Origin of the sequence: Lactobacillus sp. PV034 (assembly GCF_014522305.1) — a bacterium.
Lineage (GTDB): Bacteria > Bacillota > Bacilli > Lactobacillales > Lactobacillaceae > Lactobacillus.
Genome location: NZ_CP041982.1, coordinates 993,274 through 1,016,290, shown reverse-complemented (window position 1 = coordinate 1,016,290; position 23,017 = coordinate 993,274). Strand labels below are relative to the sequence as shown.

General features: G+C 34.1%; 20 protein-coding genes, 2 tRNA genes and 1 riboswitch. Of the genes, 17 read left to right on the top strand and 5 right to left on the bottom strand.

Annotation, left to right across the window (positions count from 1 at the left end; genetic code table 11):
* Positions 1–14: 14 nt before the first annotated feature.
* From FP432_RS05250 to FP432_RS05205, 10 genes are all read left to right on the top strand, one after another.
* Positions 15–947 (top strand): glycosyltransferase family 2 protein, encoded by a 933-nt coding sequence (locus tag FP432_RS05250; protein WP_265488273.1) that lies wholly within the window; start codon positions 15–17, stop codon positions 945–947.
* A gap of 102 nt (positions 948–1,049) precedes the next feature.
* Positions 1,050–1,925 carry a GRP family sugar transporter gene (locus tag FP432_RS05245; RefSeq protein WP_265488272.1) on the top strand — a complete coding sequence of 292 codons (876 nt, stop codon included), beginning with the start codon at positions 1,050–1,052 and terminating at the stop codon, positions 1,923–1,925.
* A 119-nt stretch (positions 1,926–2,044) separates the two neighbouring features.
* Positions 2,045–2,869 carry an aldose 1-epimerase family protein gene (locus FP432_RS05240; protein ID WP_265488271.1) on the top strand — a complete coding sequence of 275 codons (825 nt, stop codon included), beginning with the start codon at positions 2,045–2,047 and terminating at the stop codon, positions 2,867–2,869.
* Between the two features lie 141 nt (positions 2,870–3,010).
* Positions 3,011–4,105: an LCP family protein gene (locus FP432_RS05235; protein ID WP_265488270.1), complete on the top strand. Its 1,095-nt coding sequence runs from the start codon at positions 3,011–3,013 to the stop codon at positions 4,103–4,105.
* Complete coding sequence (locus FP432_RS05230) at positions 4,105–4,728, top strand: glycerol-3-phosphate acyltransferase (protein ID WP_265488269.1); 624 nt, start codon at positions 4,105–4,107, stop codon at positions 4,726–4,728. The genes FP432_RS05235 and FP432_RS05230 overlap by 1 nt, the downstream gene beginning before the upstream one ends.
* Positions 4,729–4,834: 106 nt before the next feature.
* Positions 4,835–7,765 (top strand): LTA synthase family protein, encoded by a 2,931-nt coding sequence (locus FP432_RS05225; RefSeq protein ID WP_265488268.1) that lies wholly within the window; start codon positions 4,835–4,837, stop codon positions 7,763–7,765.
* A 247-nt stretch (positions 7,766–8,012) separates the two neighbouring features.
* The gene (gene tyrS / locus FP432_RS05220; protein WP_265488267.1) at positions 8,013–9,278 is read left to right on the top strand and encodes a tyrosine--tRNA ligase; all 1,266 of its coding nucleotides are present in this window, start codon (positions 8,013–8,015) and stop codon (positions 9,276–9,278) included.
* A 73-nt stretch (positions 9,279–9,351) separates the two neighbouring features.
* A tRNA-Thr gene (locus FP432_RS05215) sits at positions 9,352–9,424 on the top strand.
* Between the two features lie 71 nt (positions 9,425–9,495).
* Positions 9,496–10,152 carry an HD domain-containing protein gene (locus FP432_RS05210; protein ID WP_416202879.1) on the top strand — a complete coding sequence of 219 codons (657 nt, stop codon included), beginning with the start codon at positions 9,496–9,498 and terminating at the stop codon, positions 10,150–10,152.
* A 1-nt stretch (position 10,153) separates the two neighbouring features.
* Complete coding sequence (locus FP432_RS05205; RefSeq protein WP_265488266.1) at positions 10,154–11,746, top strand: hypothetical protein; 1,593 nt, start codon at positions 10,154–10,156, stop codon at positions 11,744–11,746.
* A 144-nt stretch (positions 11,747–11,890) separates the two neighbouring features.
* On the opposite strand, the gene FP432_RS05200 is transcribed toward FP432_RS05205, so the two are convergent.
* Positions 11,891–13,201, bottom strand: a complete 1,311-nt coding sequence (locus FP432_RS05200; protein ID WP_265488265.1) for a C1 family peptidase — start codon at positions 13,199–13,201, stop codon at positions 11,891–11,893.
* Positions 13,202–13,346: 145 nt separating this feature from the next.
* Here FP432_RS05200 and greA point away from each other — a divergent pair, with 145 nt between their 5' ends.
* Entirely contained in the window at positions 13,347–13,808 is a 462-nt protein-coding gene (gene greA, locus FP432_RS05195; RefSeq protein ID WP_265488264.1) for a transcription elongation factor GreA, read from the top strand.
* A gap of 383 nt (positions 13,809–14,191) precedes the next feature.
* On the opposite strand, the gene FP432_RS05190 is transcribed toward greA, so the two are convergent.
* Both FP432_RS05190 and FP432_RS05185 read right to left on the bottom strand, forming a co-directional pair.
* Positions 14,192–14,521 (bottom strand): PTS lactose/cellobiose transporter subunit IIA, encoded by a 330-nt coding sequence (locus tag FP432_RS05190; protein ID WP_265488263.1) that lies wholly within the window; start codon positions 14,519–14,521, stop codon positions 14,192–14,194.
* A gap of 5 nt (positions 14,522–14,526) precedes the next feature.
* Positions 14,527–14,853 (bottom strand): PTS sugar transporter subunit IIB, encoded by a 327-nt coding sequence (locus FP432_RS05185; protein WP_265488262.1) that lies wholly within the window; start codon positions 14,851–14,853, stop codon positions 14,527–14,529.
* A gap of 163 nt (positions 14,854–15,016) precedes the next feature.
* On the opposite strand from FP432_RS05185, the gene FP432_RS05180 reads away from it, so the two are divergent.
* From FP432_RS05180 to FP432_RS05170, 3 genes are all read left to right on the top strand, one after another.
* On the top strand, positions 15,017–16,318 hold the full coding sequence (locus FP432_RS05180; RefSeq protein ID WP_265488261.1) for a Y-family DNA polymerase: 1,302 nt from the start codon (positions 15,017–15,019) through the stop codon (positions 16,316–16,318).
* Positions 16,311–16,667 carry a hypothetical protein gene (locus FP432_RS05175; protein ID WP_265488260.1) on the top strand — a complete coding sequence of 119 codons (357 nt, stop codon included), beginning with the start codon at positions 16,311–16,313 and terminating at the stop codon, positions 16,665–16,667. The genes FP432_RS05180 and FP432_RS05175 overlap by 8 nt, the downstream gene beginning before the upstream one ends.
* Before the next feature lie 84 nt (positions 16,668–16,751).
* Positions 16,752–17,414: a CPBP family intramembrane glutamic endopeptidase gene (locus tag FP432_RS05170; RefSeq protein WP_416202878.1), complete on the top strand. Its 663-nt coding sequence runs from the start codon at positions 16,752–16,754 to the stop codon at positions 17,412–17,414.
* 59 nt (positions 17,415–17,473) lie between these two features.
* Here the strand turns inward: FP432_RS05170 and FP432_RS05165 are convergent.
* Together FP432_RS05165 and FP432_RS05160 are read right to left on the bottom strand one after the other, a co-directional pair.
* A tRNA-Gly gene (locus FP432_RS05165) sits at positions 17,474–17,544 on the bottom strand.
* 17 nt (positions 17,545–17,561) lie between these two features.
* Positions 17,562–18,182: an SOS response-associated peptidase family protein gene (locus tag FP432_RS05160; RefSeq protein ID WP_265488258.1), complete on the bottom strand. Its 621-nt coding sequence runs from the start codon at positions 18,180–18,182 to the stop codon at positions 17,562–17,564.
* 114 nt (positions 18,183–18,296) lie between these two features.
* Between FP432_RS05160 and trpS the strand changes: the two genes are divergently transcribed.
* From trpS to mgtA, 3 genes are all read left to right on the top strand, one after another.
* Positions 18,297–19,319, top strand: coding sequence for a tryptophan--tRNA ligase (gene trpS / locus FP432_RS05155; RefSeq protein WP_265488257.1), 1,023 nt, complete (start codon positions 18,297–18,299; stop codon positions 19,317–19,319).
* 25 nt (positions 19,320–19,344) lie between these two features.
* A complete protein-coding gene (locus FP432_RS05150) occupies positions 19,345–19,932 on the top strand; it encodes a TPM domain-containing protein (protein ID WP_265488255.1) in 588 nt (195 codons plus the stop codon).
* Between the two features lie 66 nt (positions 19,933–19,998).
* Positions 19,999–20,177, top strand: a riboswitch (M-box (ykoK) riboswitch).
* A gap of 87 nt (positions 20,178–20,264) precedes the next feature.
* Positions 20,265–22,952, top strand: coding sequence for a magnesium-translocating P-type ATPase (gene mgtA / locus FP432_RS05145; protein ID WP_265488254.1), 2,688 nt, complete (start codon positions 20,265–20,267; stop codon positions 22,950–22,952).
* Positions 22,953–23,017 lie beyond the last annotated feature (65 nt).

Genomic DNA, 23,017 nt, shown 5'->3' with positions numbered 1-23,017 from the left:
ATAGAGGAGTTCTGATGAGTAAATTGTCAATTATAGTTCCTTCTTATAATGAAGAAGAAGCTATCCCTTATTTTTATCCTGAAGTTAATAAAGTGCTTGCCACTATGCCCGGAGTTGAACCGGAATACTGGTTTATTAATGATGGTTCAAAAGATAATACTTTAGAAGAATTACGTAAATTACAAAAACAAGATCCAGAGCATGTTCACTATGTTTCTTTTTCTAGAAACTTTGGTAAAGAAGCTGCCCTTTACGCTGGATTACAGTCGGCAACGGGAGATTATGTAGTTGTGATGGATGCAGATTTACAGGATCCACCAAAGTTTTTACCTGAAATGTATCAATTATTGCAAACAGGTAAATACGATTGTATTGGTACCCGACGTGTAGATCGTACTGGAGAAGGAAAAGTTAAATCCTTTTTATCGGATATGTTTTACAAGGTGGTTAACAAGATTTCTAATACCTCGATTGTCCCTGGTGCACGTGATTATCGAATGATGACTAGGCAGATGGTTGATGCCGTCTTAGATATGCCTGAATATAGCCGGTTTTCAAAAGGAATTTTTTCCTGGGTAGGCTTTAGAACCAAATATCTTGATTACCATAATGTTGAGCGCGTTGCTGGAGAAAGTGACTGGAATACTTGGTCTTTATTTAAGTATGCGATGGATGGAATTTCTGATTTTTCTCAAGCACCTCTTAATCTTGCGGTTTGGATTGGAACTTTTTCTGCTGTCCTTTCAATTTTGGGATTTTTATTTGTAATAATTCGCCACTTCGTTGAGCCAGGATCAAGTGTGTTTGGCTGGGCTTCTTTAGTAAGTATTATTTTACTAATTGGAGGATTACAGTTGCTCTGCATCGGTATTTTAGGCAAATATATTGGTCGGATATACTTACAAGTTAAAAATAGACCAATCTATATTGTGCAAGAGAAGAAATAAGCGAAGACTTGGGAAAGTCTTCCTTTTATTTTTAATTGAATTTGCGAAGTGGGCCAATAGTTGATAAAATAAAGCAGTTACAAAAAGTTAGGGAGAGAATATATGAACTACTTAAATATCCTTATTTTATTCTTACCCGCAATTGGTTGGGGGCTTATGCCACTTGCTATTGCTAGTGTTAAGAATAGTAATGTTTATAATCAAATTGTCGGAACTGTAGTTGCCGCTTTTCTATTTGCGATCATAGTTATGTTAATTGCCCACCCAGCTCTTAACTGGCCACTATTTCTTTTTTCAGCACTAGCAGGTGCTTGTTGGGTGATTGGTCAAGTGGGACAATATATTTCCTATGAACGAATCAGTGTTTCAGCCACAATGCCAATTTCAACTGGTTTACAGTTGATTGGTGTTCCTTTAGTAGGGGTGATTGCCTTTCATGAATGGCAAACAACTTCATCAAGATTTTGGGGATTTTTCGGAATTATAGTTTTGATTATTGGTGTGGTTTTCACTTCACGTTCTGATGAAGGAACTAGTGAAGGTAAGTCTAAGAATCAATGGGCAACTTTAATTCTTTTGATTTTAACTACCTTCGGTTATATTGCTTCGAGTTCAATTCCTAAAGCTTTACATGGTTCAAGTATCTCTATCTTCTTTGGTGAAACTATCGGAATGATGGTTTCGGTCTTTATCTATACCTTGGTAACTGGTAATTTGAAGGCATGGGCTCAAAAGACTACTGTTTACTCTGGAACTGCTGGTATTCTTTATGGTATTGCTAACTTGGCTTACATTTACTCCATTGGACCTTGGGGTGTAAATACTGCATTTGTTGTATCACAGCTTTGTGTAGTTATTTCAACTTTAGGTGGTTTAATCTTCCTTCACGAAAAGAAAAGCAAGCGTGGCTTGATTTACACTTTAATTGGTTTAGCTTTAATTGTTATTGGGGCATTCCTTACTACAGTTATTAAATAAAAAAGACATCCAGCCGGATGCCTTTTTTATTTGAGGATTAGCACAAATTGACATATTAAGTTATCCGTGATACTTTTTCAACGTAAGTATACACGTAAGTAGTGTTAGGAGGATCGTTAATGTTAACGATTGAAAATGCATTGTTGAGAGTAGATATTGATGAGAATACAGCTCAACTCGCACATGTAATTGATAAAGTAGGTAACTTTGACTATATTTGGAATGGTGAACAGAGTCTTAAATTAAATATGATTCAATTCCCAACAATTGAAAATATTGAGAATTATTTCCCGGGCAAAGGTGATAAAACAGCGGATCAGAGGATTGTTGAAACTAGTGAATGGACTGTGGTGGACAAGGGAGATGCTCGTTTAAGCTTAACTTTGACACAAAATGAAAGTACCTTAAAGTTTTTTCCTTATGAATTTAGCTTAATGGTAACTTATAGTTTAACTGGTAACCAGCTAGAGTTAGAATTTTTAGTTAAAAATCCTAATACTCAATCATTGCCATTTGGTTTAGGATTTATGTCCTTCTTTAACTTACCTTTTGTTCCTGATAGAGAAGATTTATTTTTTGATGATTATCAACTAAAATTCTCACCTGAAGGGCAAGAATTATCGCTCATAGAAGTAAATGATCTTACTACTAATAAAATTACAAGTGGAGACTTCCCACTGGTGCTAGAGAAATTAAAAGCAGAGCCAATGATAATTTCAAATCTTGGCTTGACTGAGGTGAGTTTAGCAAGCCCACAATCTGAGCATAAAATTCAACTTTCCTTAACAGAATTTCCTTATCTGGCTATTACAACATTATCTAATTTAGAGGCCCCTTGTCTTGGTTTTAAGCTGATGAATGAAATACCAGACAAGCAAGATAAGAAACAACTGGTAGCGCCAGGAGAAAAAGTTAAGTTAACTACGAGTATGACTTTTAAATAATTAAAATTACTATAAAAAGCACAATATTAAGGTTTGTATTGTGCTTTTTTTGTATTATCCTATATTAGTAATAATATTATCTCGATTTATTAAGCGATTTTAGCTAATAATTTATATTGAAGAAAGTTTGAGACACAATTTATGGATTATAAACCAACAGAATCAAGGGTTGAATTAAATAAAAGAAAAAGGCAACATCATCCTTGGAAATGGTTCTTTATTATCCTTGCGTTGTTGATTGCAGGGGCTGGTATCTACGGTTTTTCTTTATATACTAAAACCAGAAATGCGATCAATAAAACTTATGACCCAAGTAATGCCGTAACTCAAGATAATTTTAATGGCCAAAATTCATTTAATATTCTGCTCTTAGGAACTGATACTGGAGCCTTTGGGCGTCATGAAAAACGAGGAAATACAGATACTATGATTCTGGCAACTGTTAATCCTAAGCAAAATAAACTTACCTTAATGTCGATTCCGCGAGATACGATGGCGCAGATGATTGGCACTGAAACTTTCCAAGTACACAAAATTAACGCAGCCTATAATATTGGTGGCGCACGAATGGCGATGAAGACCACCAGTAAAGTGCTTAATGTCCCCATTAAATATTACATGGTAATGAATATGGGTGGAATGCGTAAAATTGTTGATGGTGTTGGTGGCGTTGATGTTAAGGTGCCATTAACATTTTCATATGGTGGTTATACCTTTACGAAGGGTAAGACAATGCATTTAAACGGAAGCCAAGCTTTAGCATATTCGCGCATGCGCTATGATGATCCTGAAGGAGATTACGGACGTCAAAAGCGTCAAAGACAAGTAATTATGTCGATCCTGAAACATGCATTTTCTTTAAAGACAATTGAAAATTTAGATTCTGTTTTAGATTCAACATCCAATAGTGTTAGAACTAATTTAACTTTTGATTCTATGGTAGCCATTGCTAAAAATTATCGTCATTGCACGGATAATATGAAGAGCGATTATTTACATGGCGCTGGAGCAATGATTGGTGGAGCTTCATATCAGGTAATGCGTGATGAAGAGTTACAAAGAACTTCTAATATTGTGAGAGAACAATTAGGCTTAGAGGCTGTTGACCTTGATAATAATGAAACTTATCAAAATTCAAAAAATCCTAATTTTGACTGGAGTAGTGGCGATCCAAATCAGATTTATTATATTTATAAACCTGATAGTGATAGCCTATGGGAAGGAGACGATGAGTAATGTTTCGAATTTATTCGCTCATCATTGGTTATGTTTTTGGTAATATCCTTTTTGCAATGATTGTAGGAAGGTTTTTACTACATAAAGATCCAACAAAGTATGGTTCAAAAAATCCTGGTACAGCTAATGTAGGAGCAGTATTTGGCAAAAAATACGGGATCATTACTTGTATCGGCGATTTAAGTAAAACTTTAGTTGCTCTCTTAATTGTATTTTTTGTGTATCATGGAAATCCTGATGCCATTGCCTTTTGTGGATTAGGGGTAGTATTAGGCCACTGTTTTCCAATTTGGAATAACTTCTCAGGTGGTAAGGGAGTAGCAGTTTCGATTGTTTGGATTCTCTTCTTTGATTTTTGGCCAGCTTTAGTGGCTTTGCTAGTAGGATTACTTTTAGTAATTATTATGAAAGATCTTACTTGGCCACCAATTATTTTTATGTTAGGTTACAGCCTCTATGTTGGGTTTACGGTTAACTGGTATTGTGGCAGTGTCTTTTTGCTAGGAACCGCAGTAATGATTTATAAATATCGTCATGATATTGTGGACTTTTTCCATGGTCAAAGTAAGAAAGTTGATATTTTAACGACGATCAAGAAGAAATTAGGTAAAAAAGTATCATAGTTTTAAAAGGTATCATCTATAAAATGATACCTTTTTGTAATGAGTTGATATTGTATAATAAAAGGGTTGATATTTTAAATGAAGCTAAAAAGTAAAAGGATATTATATGTCTAAAAGAATCACAAAATATTTTACTTGGTTACTAAGTTTAGGATTGATTTTTGCTATTTGGGTTAGTTTATTTTTTAATCGCCCCTATCATCCTAATAATATTGGTTTATATCAGACCGGTAAGTATGGTCAACTATTTCTAATCGTATTTGGCTTTATGCTGTTAGGAGCAATTAACTTACCAGCTAAATTTAAGCAAGCAGGCAAAGTATGGCTCACTGGGTATATTGGCTTATTTATTTTGCAAGTAATAATTTGTGCAATTAATTATAGCCAATTTAAAATGTGGCAAGTATTTGGCATGTTGCTCCCATTAATTGCAGGAGTGAGCCCAATTTTTACTGGCATAGTAATTTTCTTCTTATTGAAGAAATATTTTGATTACTTTTTGGACCATTTTAGTAAGCGCCAAAGTGGAATTATTTTAGTCTTTGTTTCACTCGTAATCTGGGCAGTCAGTGGGTCTGGAATCGGTCTAGCTTCGAATTTATTTGGGCTATTATTAATTATTGCCGGAGTTTGGGGAATGTGGCTCAAACGTCAAGAATATAAAATAAATTGGGCAATTTTTTCTTTTGTTGCATTTATATTCTTAAGTATTTTTATTGTTTGGTCTAATCAAACTTTATTATTACAATTCCCCGATGTACAAAAAAGCATGCCGGCAGGGATGACCTTTTTAGATTACCCACCTTCAGCAGTAATGTTATTAAGCAGTGGCCTTTTACTGTATAGCCTTAAATTTTTTGTGCCATTTGTTAATCAGTATCTGTTTAATAATATTTACTTGGCACTAATTATTACCGAGTCACCAATTTTTGTTACTTATTTTAATTACCTGCCTAGTGGTAAAAAAGCGCGTTTACTTGCAATTTTAATTTGCCTAGTATTGATAGCAATTTACAGTATAGCTATTAATTATGGCCTTAAAAAATTAGTCTTTATGCAAAAAATAGTTAATATTTTTGATCAAAAAAGTCTTGGTCAGATAATTATTGTTGCATGGGATAAAGTGATAGCTTATATCAAGCAGCATAAATTATTTTTCTGGACTTGCCTATACTTGTTGATTTTGGCTTGGCTATCAATTTTTATTGTAAGTAAGCAAGGTCGCATTAATGGTTTAAATAGTCAAAATATTTTTTGGTACATTTTGGCGCAACGCATGTTTGTACCGATTCTGACTGCGCTATTCTTACTAGCACTATTTGGTATTTTTGTATTTATTACAACTCGTTATTGGGTTTCTCTTTCGCTTGTTACGGTTTTTATTATTGGTTTGGCTATAGCAGACCAAATTAAAATCTCTTTACGAGGAGAACCAATTTATCCAACAGAATTAAGGGAAGCTTTAAATGCTAATACCTTACTAGGAATGATTAATCCTGGTATCATTGTTGCTGCTGTTATTGGGTTATTAATAATTGTTGCAATTACAATTTTTCTTGAAATTAAGTTTCCACAGCATGTAGGCACCATTAAATCTCGTTTAATTGGTTTAGTTTTAGGATTCTTGTTATGGTGCACGCCATCTCAATTTAATAATCTTAATTCACCAATTTATTATCTTAGTCGAGCCTTTGATAATTCGCCAATTTATAGTGCGCCTACCGTTGATGCAGAAATTAATGGACCATTATTAATGCTGTTTGATTATAGTAATGTGGCAACTATGGATAAACCTGCAGGGTATTCACAAGCTGCAATTACTAGGTTAGAGCAAAAGTATCGTCAAAAAGCTAAAGTTATTAACCAAGATCGAACTAATAAATTAGGCGATCAGACTATGATTTTTAATTTGAGTGAAAGTTTTACTGATCCACTTGATTTTCCAACGGTAAAATTAAAATCTGGTGTTGCTGACCCAATGAAGTTTATTCGTCATTTAAGTCAGCAGACCACCAGCGGAAAAATGCTTAGCGGTGGCTATGGTGGTGGTACAGCTAAAATGGAATATGAATCACTAACAGGATTTAATATTGGTACTTTAAAGGGACAAATTATGCCTTATCAACAAATTGTGCCAAGTTATCCATTTTATCCTTCTCTAGGGATGAATTATGCATATTCTAGTGCGATCCATCCATTTTTTGGTACTTATTACTCCCGCCAGAGTGTCTATAAGACTTTAGGTTTTGACAAGTTTGTCTTTATTGGATCGAAATATAAGATTCACCATCAAAAAAAGCTGGGTGAATCTTGGTATTTATCTGATGAAACACTTTATCGCAATGCTGAAGATCAATTATCTTCTCATAAAGGATCACAATTCATCAATTTGATTTCCATGCAGAATCACTTACCGTACAATAATTGGTATTCAAATAACGAATATCTTAATAAGATAAAAGTAGATTTACCTCAAACTAAGGGGATTGATAGTCAGAGTCTTGCTACGTACACTAAGGGAGTTCAGTATACTGATCAGGCTGTAGAAGATTTTATTAAGCAGATTGATAAATTAAATCGCCCAATTATTTTTGTCTTCTATGGTGATCACTATCCTGCTATTATTGATCAAAGTAAATTAAATAATTATCCTATTCAGTTGCATGCGACTAATTATTTTATTTATGCTAATAAGTATGCTCGAGAACATGGGGCTAAGAATAAAGTTGGTGATAGCAACTATGTAAGTACGGCTGACTTTATTCCAATGGCTTTAGAGCAAGGAAATATCAAAGTTTCACCATTCCAAGCATTGCTAACGCAAGTGCAAAAAGAGTTACCAGCAATAACAGTTAATTACAAGGCTGGAACAGGAATTGAATTTGTTGATCAAAATGGGAAGGAAGTATCAGAAAAATCCTTAACTAAAAAGCAAAGGCAATTATTACATGACTATGAATTAATTCAATATGATATGTCTCAAGGTGAAGGCTATACCTTAAAAGCTAATAAGAGTTTTTATAAGTCGGCTAATTAATGTTGACTTAATTGTTAAGGTCGCTTATTATCTTAATTAACGAAGTAAACAAATAGTTCAGTGTTCAGAGAACTAGCGTGTGGTGCGAGCTAGGCAGGCTATTTGGTTGAAATACTTAATGGGGTAGTTTCCGTAGCAACTAGCTTAAGGCGCAATAGCGCAAACGTGGGTGGTACCACGGCTAATGATGTAATTTAGTCGTCCCTGGTCGTTATGACTGGGGACGTTTTTTTGTTGGAGGAAAATTATGGCAAAATTTGATATTTTGGAAGACCTAGAGTGGCGAGGTGCCATTAACCAAGAAACTGATGCCGAAGGTTTACGTGATTACTTAAAGGATCATGATGATTTGGCCCTTTACTGTGGTACTGATCCAACTGGAGATTCACTTCATATTGGTCACTTAATTCCATTTATGATTTTGAAGAGATTTCAAATGGCAGGTTATCACCCAGTAATTTTAATTGGTGGGGGAACTGGTGCAATTGGTGATCCATCTGGTCGAAAGACAGAACGAGTATTACAAACTGCAGAACAAGTTAAGAAGAATGAAGAAAAACTTACTGCTCAAATGAAGAAGTTATTCGGTACCGAAAACTTTGAAATTGTTAATAATGCTGACTGGCTTGGAAAATTAAACTTAATTGATTTCTTACGTGATTACGGTAAATTTTTCCAAATTAACAATATGCTTAACAAAGATGTTGTTGCTTCACGTTTAGAGAATGGTATTTCATTTACTGAGTTTACCTACCAAATTTTGCAAGCAATTGACTTTTTCCATTTAAATAAAGATCACGGTGTGCAATTACAAATCGGTGGTAGTGATCAATGGGGGAATATCACTGCTGGAATCGATTTAATCCACAAACTTGAAGGTCAAGATCGTAAAGCATTTGGTTTAACTATTCCATTAATGTTAAAAGCAGATGGTACAAAATTTGGTAAATCAGCAGGTGGAGCAGTTTGGCTTGATCCAGAAAAGACCAGTCCTTATGAATTCTACCAGTTCTGGTTAAATCAAGATGACCGTGATGTGATTAAATACCTGAAGTACTTCACTTTCTTATCACGTGAAGAAATTGAAGACTTAGCTGAAAAAGTTGAAAAAGAACCTTGGAAGCGTGAAGCACAACGTCGTTTAGCTGAAGAAGTTACTAAGTTTGTTCATGGTCAAGAAGGCTTAGATGAAGCTCAATTCATCACCCAAGCATTATTTAAGGGAAATGTAAAAGATTTGACTGTTGATCAAATTGAACAAGGCTTTAAGAATGCACCAAGTGTGGAAGCAACTAGGGATGCAAAAAATATTGTTGAATTTTTAGTTGAAACTAAAATTGAACCATCAAAACGTCAAGCCAGAGAAGATGTTTCAAATGGTGCTATCTATGTTAACGGTGAGCGTCAAAAGGATACTGACTTTATTGTTGAACCAGATAGTGCCTTTGATGGTAAATTTGTAATTATCCGTAAGGGTAAAAAGAAATATACTTTAGTTAGAATTAAACGCTAAATAGAAATGCAAGTGATTGGAATGATTACTTGCATTTTTTTGATAGTAACAATATGCTAAAATATTGCTACATGCTGCTTTAGCTCAGGAGGTAGAGCACCGCCGTGGTAAGGAGGAGGTCCCCAGTTCAAATCTGGGAAGCAGCTTAATAATTAAAGTTTAGATTTTTACGTTGTTTATATTATACTTAAAGGGATATAGGTATAGGAATTGACTGATGATTAATCTAGAAAGAATAAAAGCTTTTACTAAAAAGACACTGCAAGATGAGCGAACTGGGCATGATTATTATCATGGTCAAAGAGTAGCGCATTTAGCTGAAAAAATGTACTTAAATGATAATCCACAAGCGCATAAAAGTAGTCGCCTAGTTGCTATTATTAATGCGGCTGGTTATTTACATGACACAATTGATGAAAAAATAAGTGCTGAACCGAAAATAATTATTGAGGAGATTAAAGAACTTTTAGCTCAAAGTGGCTTTGAAGATTTAGAAGTTAAAGATATTTTATTTACAATTCAGCATATCTCTTTTTCTGCAAATATTGAGTATCGTCATCAGTTACCATTATCTGGAAAATATGTCCAAGATGCTGATAGGCTAGAAAGCCTCGGAGCGATCGGTATCGCTCGGGCTTTTACCTATGGTGGTAAGCATGGTAATTTGATTTATGATCCGCAAATTAAACCAGTAACTTTAACTGATCACGATCAGTATCGTAATCATGAGAAAACAACAATTAATCATTTTTATGAAAAATTGTTTAATTTAGAAAAACTGATGAATACTTCTGCTGGTGAACTTGAAGCAAGACGCAGAACTGAATATATGCGTGATTTTATCAAAGAATTTATGAATGAGTGGGAAGTTTAAAGTGGATAAAATTAAGAGTTGGATAAAAAGTAATTTTTTTGGAGAAGTAGTATTTCTATTAACTTTAATAGCGATTTTATTATTGATAGGGTTACGTGCGATTCCGGGAGGATATGATCCTAACTTCCATATGGCACGCATTCATACGCTTGCTAATAATCTTAAAGCAGGTCACTTTCCCAATCCGATTGGGTTTAATTATTTAGGTGGCATGGGGTATGGAGTAGGCTTTTTTTATGGTAATTTTTGGCTTTATCCGTTTGCGATTTTAGTTGCTTGGGGCTTTCCAGTTTATTTAGTTTATCGCTTATTAATAATTATTTTGACTATTGGAGCAATGTTAGCCATTTACTGGGCTACTTATCAATTAACCAATAGAAAAGATATTGCCGCAGTAATAATGCCATTTTATGTGCTGAATAATTATTATATTAGTATGGTATTTGGTCGAGCAGCAATTGGCGAAGCTTTGGCCTATGTTTTTATCCCGCTTATTATTGTTGAGACTTTAAATCTTGTGACTGGGAAGCAAGTTTCCTATGTAAAGTATGGATTATTGATGGCAGCTTTATTAGTTAGTCATCTTTTAAGTTTCATGATGATGGTAGGATTAATTATTTTAATTCTATTATTAAATTTACGGTCATTAATCCGACAACCACGAAGTCTACTAGAGATAGTTAAAGCTGGGATAGTAGGAGCTGGAATCGGAGCTGTTTTTCTTTTTCCTTTAATTCAACAATATTTATTTCAAAAATTTAGGGATACTAGTATCGACGATCAAGGTAATTTGCTTCTTCCAAGTTCAAGTTTACATCTCTTTACTGCGATTAATCCCAAATCAATTAATATCTTGCAACAAGGATATGTTGGACCTTTAATTATAGTTTTATTTTTGGTTGCAACTATTGCGAGCTTGGTAAAGATAAGAAAAATTAGTAATAAAAGTAGGACTATTTTAATTTCAGCATTAATTATTTCGGTTGTGTTATACGGAAGAAATATTGTGCTATTTTTGAGTAGCCATCTAAAAAGTATAAATGTGATGCAAGAAATGTGGCGCTTAAACTTACTTTTGATACCATTATATCTACTTCTAATTGCTACTTGGGCTACTACATTAAAGCTAAAGACTGGTAAAATAGTAGGAAGCATCAGTATTATTTTTTTACTAATCAGCTTTGCCTTTACTTCTAAGGTAACCCTTAAGTTCGTTTATGACCGCTATCAGTCATTACTAATTAATTATCAAACTAATTATGGAATTAGTCGGGGAGAATACTTGCCTCAATCATTTGTAAAAGCATATCCTAATTGGCGTGAGATGACGCCAGAAAAGGTAGTCGAAAAAGAACCTGGAGTAAAAATAAAAGCGAACAATTATCATGAATTAGTTTTGCTAGTGGACGGAAAAGTTCAGTCAGTAGTAGTGCCAAAGATTTTTTATTTTGGCTATCAATATCAAATAAAAACAAAAAAGAAAGTCACTTCTTTCAGAGAATTAAAGGAAAATAAAGAAGGATTAGGAATAATTAAACTTACGCCAAGTAAAACAAAAAAGAGATTATTGTTAAATATAAGCAAACTGGTGTAGCAATCATTGGTTGGATTATTTCAGGTCTTACCTTACTTTTCTTGGCAATTAGAATTATGATCAAAAAATGTCGGCAATAAAAAAGCTAGGAGTTATGAGCTGTTTCATAAACTACTAGCTTTTTTTGTTCGATTTAATTATTAATTAGGCCAAAGAATCCCAAGGTGCAAGTTCAGTTGGAGTAGATTCAGCTAATTTTCTTTGGTCTGGAGTTAAGAATTCTTTTCTGACAACTACTTCATAGACAAATTCGTTAAACCAATCATTGCTCATGGTAAAGTAACCTTTACGGCCAGATTTATCGCCCCAAGAATTTTCAACTTTCCATTTACGGATTTCACCATTATCTTCGTCTACACCGACTAAAGTCATGGCGTGACTAACACTACCTTCACCTGTAGCTAAACGTTCTGCTTTAGTCATTTGAGTATCAACTTCAAAGAGATCGTCTGTCTTGTAAAGTTCAGTATCTAAATAGCCAGTTTTGCGGTCCATTTCCTTCAAAACATCATTACCGAACCAAACGCCTTCACCATCTTTTAATTGCTTAATAGCAGCGTTACGTAAGTATTCCATTGGTTCGTTTAAGAAGGTAATAGGGATGCCACCATTAACATTATCTTCAAATGGTAGAGAGTATAACTTATTGTATTCATGGTCGGGAGCATTAGTGAGACAGATATAGTCATCAAAGTTGACATCCCAGTATTTATTGAAAAATTCACTTGGGGTCAGGTCTTTATCTAAGTGTAACTTTTTATTGTCATCGCGATATTCAAGATCAAATTTCTTTGGTGGTTCACCGACAGCAATTGCAGTCATGCGATAGACTTCACTCAAGAATTCTTTACGCTTTTTTTCTACTTCTTCAGTTTTACCAGCGTTTACCAGTTTACGTAAAACTAAAGCATCTTTTCTTTCCTTGCGAGCTAGCGCATCACGTAAAGCAGAAGTATGGTCAGTGTTAAAACTTTCTGGCATGGCATAAGATGGCACAACACCATATTTTTTAACTAAAGAAGCAGCCATTGCCCATTGACCGCCGTCGGCACCGGCAAAATCTAGATAAGCTTGTACACTTCGATCAGATAAAGGTTTATCTGCTGAAGCAATTATTGCATCGTAAAAAATATTTGCTCGTTCAATTTTATCCCAGAAGAAGTTATAGGCTTGGGATAAGGTAAAGTTTTTGGCATGATATTTTTTACCAAAATCATGACGTAAGGTATTTAAGGTTGCAAATAACCAGCAACGACCGGATTGTTTTTGGTTAGTAACATTATCGGTTTCAACTTCAACTGAGAAGGTATCAGTTAAACGCCCAACAACTTCGGGATTGAATGAAGCCTCTAATAGACCGTTACGCATCGCAGCGCGGGCAACAACTTCATTTCTAGCATTATGAAAATCATTACGGAATTCTTCTAATTCCTGGAAGGATAATTCGTGAGACATATGAAACTCCTTTTTAACTTTTTTATAATTTATAGCTCCTATTTTACATCAAATTTTAATATTTACCAGTTACTAAATAAGCAATAAATTTTCTTATTTTTCTAAAAATGATACACTTGACTAGAATTATGGAGGAAAGAAGTTAATGGTGTATTTTCAAAAAATGACCCCAGAGGGTTACCGTGAAATTGAAGAAGAAATTAAGCGTTTAAAAAAAGACCGTCCACGTAGAATCAAGATTTTGCAAGAAGCTAGAAGCATGGGGGATTTATCCGAAAATTCAGAATATACGACCGCTAAGCAAGAATTAGGGCACCTGCAAAGTCGCTTACGTTATTTGGATAAGCAATTAAAATATGCCGAAATTATTGAACAAAAAAATGATGGAACAATTGATTTGGGTTCAAAAGTTAAATTAAAGTTTGAAGACGATGATGAAGCAGAAACTTATAAGATAGTAGGACGCATGGAAGCAGATCTAACTAAAAATAAAGTTTCATTTGATTCACCCTTAGGCCAAGCACTTATGAAACAAACAGCAGGGAAAACTGTTACTGTTGAAGCGCCGGCAGGCAGTTATCAAGTTGAAATTATTGGGGTACGTTAGTATTTTAGGACATTTAAAAAGACCTTGATCAATTGAACAAGGTCAGTAGATTATATAGTGGATTCTAAAATTATAAATTACCAAATAAGTTTTTTCTTCCGGTTGAGTATAGTATAAACGTAAAATTAGTTTGGACGATAATAAATAATCATTTAAGGTTCACCTTCCCTTTCTACCTAAGTAAGGTCCTTATTAATTGTAGGACGAAAATTAAAAATTTCGAAATGATATGTCTTAGGAATAATTATTATGGTAAGTGATAAAAAAGAGGCTTAGCAATTGCTAAGCCTCTTTTTGTGATGTGAGTTTTCATTAATTATTTTAACCTTAATTGACTAAATAGTCTAAACCTTTTCATTAAGAAAAGTAAAAATATCAAATTCTTAGTAGTTGTTAGCTAATTTTTGATATAAGTCGACAAATTCTTTAGCTAAATCTATAAAAGTAATGGCCCCCATGAGGTGATCCTCTGCATGAATTAAATAAAGATCCAATTTAGTGTGTTGGCCATTAGCTATTTGAGTTAAAAGTTTACTTTGAGTAGTGTGGGCCTTATTTAGCTCAATATTTGCTTGATCGAGGTAGGACAGAGCTTGCCTAAAATCATTAGCTTTAGCTGCTTGAATAGCATGCATAGCATCATTTTTAGCTTCGCCTGCTTGCGTCATAACTTGCATAATTACTGTTAAATTATTTTCTTGTTCTTTTGCCATTCTAATTACTTCTCACTATTTAATAAATTTTCGATAGTTGTGATAATTTTGGGGCTATCCATCATTGCATAATCTTGAATATTGATGACAGATAAAGGAATCTTAAATAAAGCTGTTGTTTTTTGAACTTCATCCCTTAAATATTGAATTTGCGGGGCTAACAAGACTACATCTGGCTTCACGGCTTGAATATCAGTTTTAAGTTTGCTAGCTGGACTTGTAATAAAGCCATAGTCTTTTCCAGCTTGCTCAACTACTTGAGCTAATTTTGAAATTAGTAAGGAACTAGACATTCCTGAAACACATGCAATTAGAATAGTTTTTTGGGCCATGATAGTTTGCTCCTTGTTGACAATTTTAACTTAAAATAATGAGTCATATTATAGCAAGGTTAGGGTAGAAAATAAATATTACTCTTTTGCCACTTGAAAAATGATATTTAAAAAGTGTAGAATTTATACGAACATATGTTCAATAAATGTGAGAGGCGATTAGATGTATGATTATCGGTATGAGCCTAAAAGATTAATATTTATGATTGATAACAAGTCATTCTATGCTAGTTGTGAGTGCATCCGCTTAGGATTAAATCCAATGACAACTGCGTTATGTGTTATATCTAGACAGCCCAATACTAATGGGGGACTTATTTTAGCTTCTTCACCCTTAGCAAAAAAGAAATATGGGTTAAAGAATGTGATGCGTGTGCGACAATTACCCAAAGAAGCTGAAACCCCAGATTTATACCGCGTTGATCCGCACATGAATCTTTACATAAATAAGGCTCTTGAAATTAAACAAATTTTTTTGAAATATTGTGCTGAAGAAGACCTACACACTTATTCAATTGATGAGAGTATGCTTGACATGACTAGATCTTGGCGTCTTTTTGGAAATGATCCTTATGAGGTAGCAAGAAAAATTCAAAAAGAAATTCATGATAAGCTTGGCCTTTATACTACGTGCGGGATTGGAGAGAATCCCTTATTAGCTAAATTAGCAATGGATATTTCTGCTAAACACCGGACATCAATGATTGATTTTTGGCACTACATTGAAGTTCCTGACACTGTTTGGAAGATTAAAAATTTAGAAGAAGTATGGGGAATTAATAAAAATACTGCAAATCATTTAAATAAATTGGGAATTTATAATATGTACGAGTTGGCGCATGCTAATCCTGACCAATTACATCGTGAATTTGGCGTGATTGGTGATCAATTATTTGCGATGAGTTGGGGCGTTGATCGAAGTATCATTAGTCAAAAACCTAGAGTCAATGATAAAAGTTATTCAAATTCTCAAGTATTAGAACGAGATTATAAAAATCAGCGAGAAATTGAGGTTATTTTACGTGAAGTAGGAGAGCAGGTAGCAGCTAGAATTAGAAAAAGGCACTTACAGACAAGTTTGATTTCTCTTCATGTTGGTTATGCTTTAAGCTGTCGTAGTAGACGTGGCTTTACCAAAAATGAAAAGGTTGCTCCTACCAATAATAATAAAAAATTAACTAATGAATTGATTGGGATTTTTCGCAAGAATTGGCGGGGAGAACCAGTTAGAAGAATTAGCGTAGGTTATCATAAATTATCGCCAGAAAATTTACAGCAATTAGATTTTTTTACGTCACCCCAACATCAGATTAATGCCTTTAAAATTGATCATCTAATTGATCAAATTCGAAAAGATCATGGTTTTACAAGTGTAGTGAAGGCTTCTAGCTTATTACCAGGTGCAACTGCAATTAAGCGCAGCAATTTAGTTGGAGGTCATACTGGGGGCAACGCTTATGAGTGATGATTTTGATAGGCGGATCAAGAGCTTCTTTAAAAATTATCACGATCGTGGCATGGTGAAGTGGGCTGGCTTTTATTTGAGTGATCATACGGCAAAAATAAATGCTGATTATCAAAGAAGAACGAAGAAAATTAGGCCAAGACCTGCAATGCCGCTATCAGTAATTAGTGAACAATTATTGCAGGCGTTTGTTAGTCATCAAAAAGTAAAGATTCAATTAAAAATTAAGAATATAGAAGCCCAGTATGAACCAGATATTGAGGGTCGGGTTGAAGGCTATAATGAGGATGAAATAATCGTATCGGGTCAAAGGATAAAAATTACAGAAATAAATAACATTTTACTTTAAATTTTAATTAGACCACATCTTTAGAAGGCTTTTTTTGTTATAATCGAAAAGGCAAAAGAAGAAAAAAGTAAGGATGTGGCCAGCTTGAATACTCCAGCGTCTCAACAAGGGAATTTTACCCGCTATGGTGTATATTTAGTCTTATATTTAATAGTATTAGGGTGCAAGGGATTAGCAACCTTTCATAATAAATTTCATATTTTTGGAATGCTTTTATTTGTCATAGTAGCGGCAGCAAGTTTACTTTTTTATATCCGACAATTTAATCATGAGCAAAAGTATTTTGTTAAAGGTTTTAAATTATCTTTATTAGGAGACTATGTTTTTACTTTTAGTGCAACTTTAATTATTATTGCAGCTCGAATCTTATTCACATATCTGCAAGCTAAAGGTAGTCTGCCAAAGTTGTCTTTCCAATTACATTATATTAATCATGAATCTAATTCTTTATATTGGTTTTTAATTTTTGCTATCGGAATAGTATTCCCAGCGTTACAACAATATTTAACGAATGGCTTTTTCTTTAATTATTTTTTTCGAGACAGCACTATGATCAACAGTGCTTTAGGAATTATGGCATCGGGCGCATTTTTTAGCTTACTCAACTTTCAATTTTCTTTTTTAATCTTAATAGCAAATTTTTTGTTTGGCATGTTTTTTGCTTGGAGTTATTTGTATACTCAATCCCTTTGGATGCCAGTATATTTATCGATTCTAAATGGAATATTAATGATTATCTTAATTTAATTGAATGGAACAAAAAATGGATCCTACTTATAAAGTAAGATCCATTTTATTTTAGCTTAAGCGGATAGCGTGAATCGAACCCGCATCTTCAGCTTGGGAAGCTGACATTCTACCATTAAACTATACCCGCGGGATATAAGAATTGTATCACACACTTTCTCTGTGGGGCAATAGGGTACGTTCAAGTTTAACTTGCCTACGATCAATTAGCGAAGTGAAGTTTTGGAAGAGCCACTTTCTTAATTCATCTGGCGTAATAACTAGTGGCATGCGTGGATGGGCAGCTAAGACAGTTTCATTGGAATCAGTAGTGACAAGGGCAAAATGTTTTTCATCATAAATTGCAGCTAACATTGTGAGTGGCTGGGTAGCAGATTTAAAACTAAATTCTTCATGATACGTTTTACCATTTGCTAATGTATAAGTATTACGACTGCTTTCAAAGAATTGATTAGTTAAGATAATACATCTTTGACGTGCAAAAGACTTGTCCCACATTGATCTTTGTGGCTCAAAAAAACGTTCGACGCGAGCATTATTTAACACTTGATTTGGTTTAAATGGGCTCGGATAACCCCAATCCATGATTTGCAGTTGGAGTTTATCATCTTGGTAAAGTAATACTAGAGATTTACGTTTGGGAAAAATTTCCGTTGCATCTTTAAATTCTTCCTTAGGAAAGTCAACAGGTACTAATGGTAACTTAAGGTCTTTCTTTAGGTAAGTTTCGATTTTATGTAATGGTGGTAATTGAAAATGACTACACATGCTATTCACTCCCTTTTGTTAATTATTGTATCAAGTTAAACATGAGTTTAAAGAAATAAGCATTTTTGCTAGAATAGCTAATATATAAGATGTTAATTAATAATGGAGATAATTATGACAAAAGAAATATTATTAACAGGTGATCGTCCAACTGGAAAGCTTCATATCGGTCACTATATTGGTTCATTAAAAAATCGTGTAAAGTTACAAAATGAAGGAAAATATGATCCTTACATTATGATTGCAGATACGCAAGCATTAACCGATAATGCTCGTGATCCAGAAAAAATTAGAAAGAGTTTAATTGAAGTTGCGCTTGATTATTTAGCAGTTGGTCTTGATCCAGAAAAGTCAACAATCTATGTCCAATCACAAATTCCTGCTTTATTTGAATTAACTGCATACTACATGGATTTAGTAACTGTTGCTCGTTTAGAAAGAAATCCAACCGTTAAGACTGAAATTAAGCAAAAGGGATTTAAGGATTCAATTCCAGTTGGATTTTTGAATTATCCAGTATCTCAGGCTGCAGATATTACAGCTTTTAAGGCAACCTTGATTCCTGTTGGGGACGATCAAGAACCAATGCTTGAACAAACTCGTGAAATTGTTCGTACTTTTAATCGTGTTTACAATACAGATATTTTGGTTGAACCTAAAGGTTACTTTCCACCAAAGGGTCAAGGTAGATTACCAGGTCTTGATGGAAACGCAAAGATGTCTAAGTCTTTAGGAAACGCAATTTACTTATCAGATGATGCAAAGACTGTCCAAAAGAAGGTAATGTCAATGTACACTGATCCTAACCATATTCACGTTGAAGATCCTGGCCAAGTTGAAGGCAATACTGTCTTTACCTACCTTGATGTCTTTGCACCAGATAAAGATAAAGTAGCTGAATTAAAAGAGCAATATCAAAAAGGTGGCTTAGGTGACGTGAAGATTAAACGTTACCTTAATGAAGTGCTTGAAGCTGAACTTGCACCAATCAGAGAGCGTCGTGAAAAATTTGCTCAAGATCCAGATGCTGTTTATGAAATGCTTTTAGAAGGTTCAAAGAAGGCTAATGAAGTAGCAAATCAGACGCTTGAAGAAGTTAGAGATGCTATCGGTTTAAACTATTTTAAGAAAAATTAAACCTAGCGAATTATAAGAGTTAGCTATGACGAAGAATAAATTATTTTTAGCAATTTTATCTTTATTAGCTTTTTTCAGCTTAGCAATGACGCAAGCAAGTGTGATTGATCAGGCTCATATTTTTAATCAAGCAACTAATAATTTAGTTACTCAAAAAAATGAAACTTATCAGAAGACTAAGCTAAAAGAGAAGCCAATTGTTAACCTAGTTAGTGTTACAAGTAATCGGGCATTTAAACAATTAAAGCCACGAAAAAATCAAATTATCATTGTTACTATTCACCAGCAAAAGAATAATGTACAAATTTTAGTAGGGAGTAAGTTTAAAAAAGTTTTACCGGTAACTACTACTAACAATATTATTCGTTATGCAGGAGATGATTTGCGAAGTAAGCAAAATAAGACCTTTAATAAAGGGATTCTCAAAGTCTTTAATGCTTGCACAACATTAATCGATCAAGAATTAAATTTACCAGCTGACAAAAATACCTTGTCTAGTGAACAACTCCAAAGGGTTAATCATCCCCAAAGTTTAAATTTGGTTTGGGCACTGGTTGTTGTTTTGATAGTGACATTCTTCTTCTCTTGGCAGAAAAAACGAAATAAAAGATAATTTTTAATTTATGGTTGACGAATATAATAATTCCTTTTAAAGTGGTTATAGAAGTTAAATATGAGGCAAATGAACTGTTAGGTGAGACTCCTACATGAATATATGCTGTCGCCCAGCAACATCCAGAGATGCCAACGGGTCAAACAGGGATCGTCGACTTAAGGCCCTCCCCAGACAGCTAGTTATGCAGAAGATGCAGCAACTTTACGTCATGTAGTGTTAAAACTGAACGACGAGTACTATTATCGCTTGGATATAAAGACCAACGCAGTTTTTGCATTGGTCTTTTTTTGTTTGTTTGCTTTCTTTTGATAAAAAGAAAGGAAGTTAAAATGCTGAAAATTACAAACCCTAGCAAAAAAATGATGAATAATATTAAGCTTGTTCGTCAGATTGCACAAGAAGATAAGTTTGCAACTTTACAGCGACTTCATACCTCAATTAATGGGCTCTATAGTGCAGATGCAGAACAAAGACTAGAGAAGTTTGGTCCTAATGAGGTCGCAAAAAAACCGAGTAATACTAGAATTCAATTTTTAGTCAAATCATTTTTAACGCCTTTCACGATTGTTTTATTGATTTTGGCAGCCATTTCGTTTTTCTCTGATTTTTTGTTTGTACCACAAGCCCAAAAAGATCCGAGTACCTCAATCATCATGATAATAATGGTTTTAATCTCTGGGATTACTAGTTATATTCAAAATATTAAAACCAATGATGCTGTAGAAGACCTGCTTGAAATGGTTTCAGTTACTACCAATATTCGGCGTAGTGGTAAAAATTTGGAGTTACCAACTAAGGAAGTTGTAATTGGCGATATTATTAATTTATCAGCAGGAGATATGGTGCCAGCTGATATGCGTTTATTAAAAACCAAAGATTTATTTTGTTCTTCCAGTTCATTAAATGGTGAATCTGAACCAACTGAAAAAATTGCTAACGCTAAGCCTAAGGCTGATGATTTAAAAAATTATTTGGCTTATCCAAATATCGTTTATGAGGGAACAACAATTGTGTCTGGTTCTGGAGTTGGAGTGGTATTTGCTACAGGAGAAAAAACTGTATTTGGTAAGATAGCGCAAAATATTTCTAGAAATCAAATTAAGGAGACAAGTTTTGATTTAGGAATTAAAGAAATTTCTAAATTATTACTCACAATGACCGCAATTATTGCACCAACTATTTTTGTTATTAACTGGTTAACTAAGGGAAATTGGTTGGATGCACTTTTATTTGGAATAGCGACTGCAGTTGGTTTAACACCAGAAATGTTACCGGTAATTGTCACAAGCAACCTAGTTAAAGGTTCGATTGAAATGTCTAAACAAGGCACCATTGTAAAGACGATGAGTTCAATTCAGAACTTTGGTTCAGCTGATATTTTATGTACAGATAAGACGGGAACTTTAACACAAAATAAAGTAATGCTAGAACGGCATTATGATCTGAATCTACAAGAACAACCAGATATTTTGAAATATTCTTATTTAAATGCTTATTTCCAAACTGGTATGAAAAATTTGATTGATCGTTCAATTATTAATGCTGCTAATAATGAATTGGACGTAAATGAGATTAATCATGATTATAGTAAAGTGGATGAAATTCCCTTTGATTTTAAGCGGCGACGCGTAAGTGTAGTAGTAGCTAATGCTGAAAATGAGCATGTTTTAGTTACAAAAGGAGCAGCTGAAGAAATGCTTGCTTGCTCTACTAGGATAGAAGTTAATGGAAAAATAGAGCCACTAACTGATGAACGCCGTACTAAGATCATGGAGGAAATTGATCGTATGAGTGCGGATGGGATGCGCATTATTTTATTAGGTTATAAAAAGGACCCTGCTGCGGTAGGAGCTTTTTCACCGGCCGATGAAAAAGATTTGATCTTAACTGGTTTCTTGGCCTTTTTAGATCCACCAAAAGAGGGAGCTCAAGATACAATTAAGGTGCTTAACGAAGATGGAATTAAGGTCAAAATTTTAACTGGCGACACGGCAATTGTTGCGCGTAAGATTGCGGTTGATGTCGGGATTAATGCTGATATTGTTTATTCGGCTCAAGATTTTGTTGATAAAACTCAAGCTGAAAAAGAAGAAATGGTCGAAGAATGTAATATCTTTGTTAAATTATCTCCTGAAGACAAAGCCGAGATTATTGATTTACTAAAGAAAAATGATCATACAGTTGCTTATATGGGGGATGGGATTAATGATGCTTCGGCAATGAAGGCAGCAGATGTGGCAGTTTCTGTGGATACCGCTGTGGATATTGCTAAAAAATCAGCCGATATTATTTTGCTCGAAAAAGATCTGGCTATTTTAGAAAATGGTGTGACTATTGGGCGTCGAGTATTTGGTAATACGATGAAGTATATTGAAACCACGCTTTCATCAAATTTTGGCAATATTTTGTCCCTTTTGATTGCGTCAATTTTTTTGCCATTTCTACCGATGTCACCTGTTCAATTACTGATTCTAGAATTGATTTATAGCTTATCTTGTTTATCAATTCCGTTTGATAAAATGAACCAACATTATCTTCAAGTTCCAAGAAAGTGGAGTACGAAGAAGTTACCAAAATTTATGCTTTATTTTGGCCCAATTTCATCAATTTTTGATGTGATTACTTTTGCATTACTTTTCTTTTGGATTGGTCCACAAGTAGTGGGAAGTTCTTGGACTAATGCAGATGTAGGACAGCGAACCTTGTTTATTACTGTCTTTGCGGCAGGTTGGTTTGTGGAATCACTTTGGACGCAAGAAATGGTTATTCAGGTTTTACGTGATCCAAAAATTCCATTTATCCAGCAACATTCTTCTGCAGCAGTTGCCTGGGCAACTTTAGGAGCAGGTATAATTGGTGGAGCGATTCCGTTTATTAAGCCGTTAGCTAAAATTATGAAGTTTGGTCCATTACCGATATATTATTTAGGTTTAGTGGGAGTTTTATTAATTTTATATATTGCGCTTACTACGCTAGTGAAACATTGTTACTTAAAGCAAGAAAAATTCTTACTATAAGATTTAGTCAAATAGTTTTAACGAAGAAAGAGGAATTTTATGAGAAATTCCTCTTTTTTGTATAT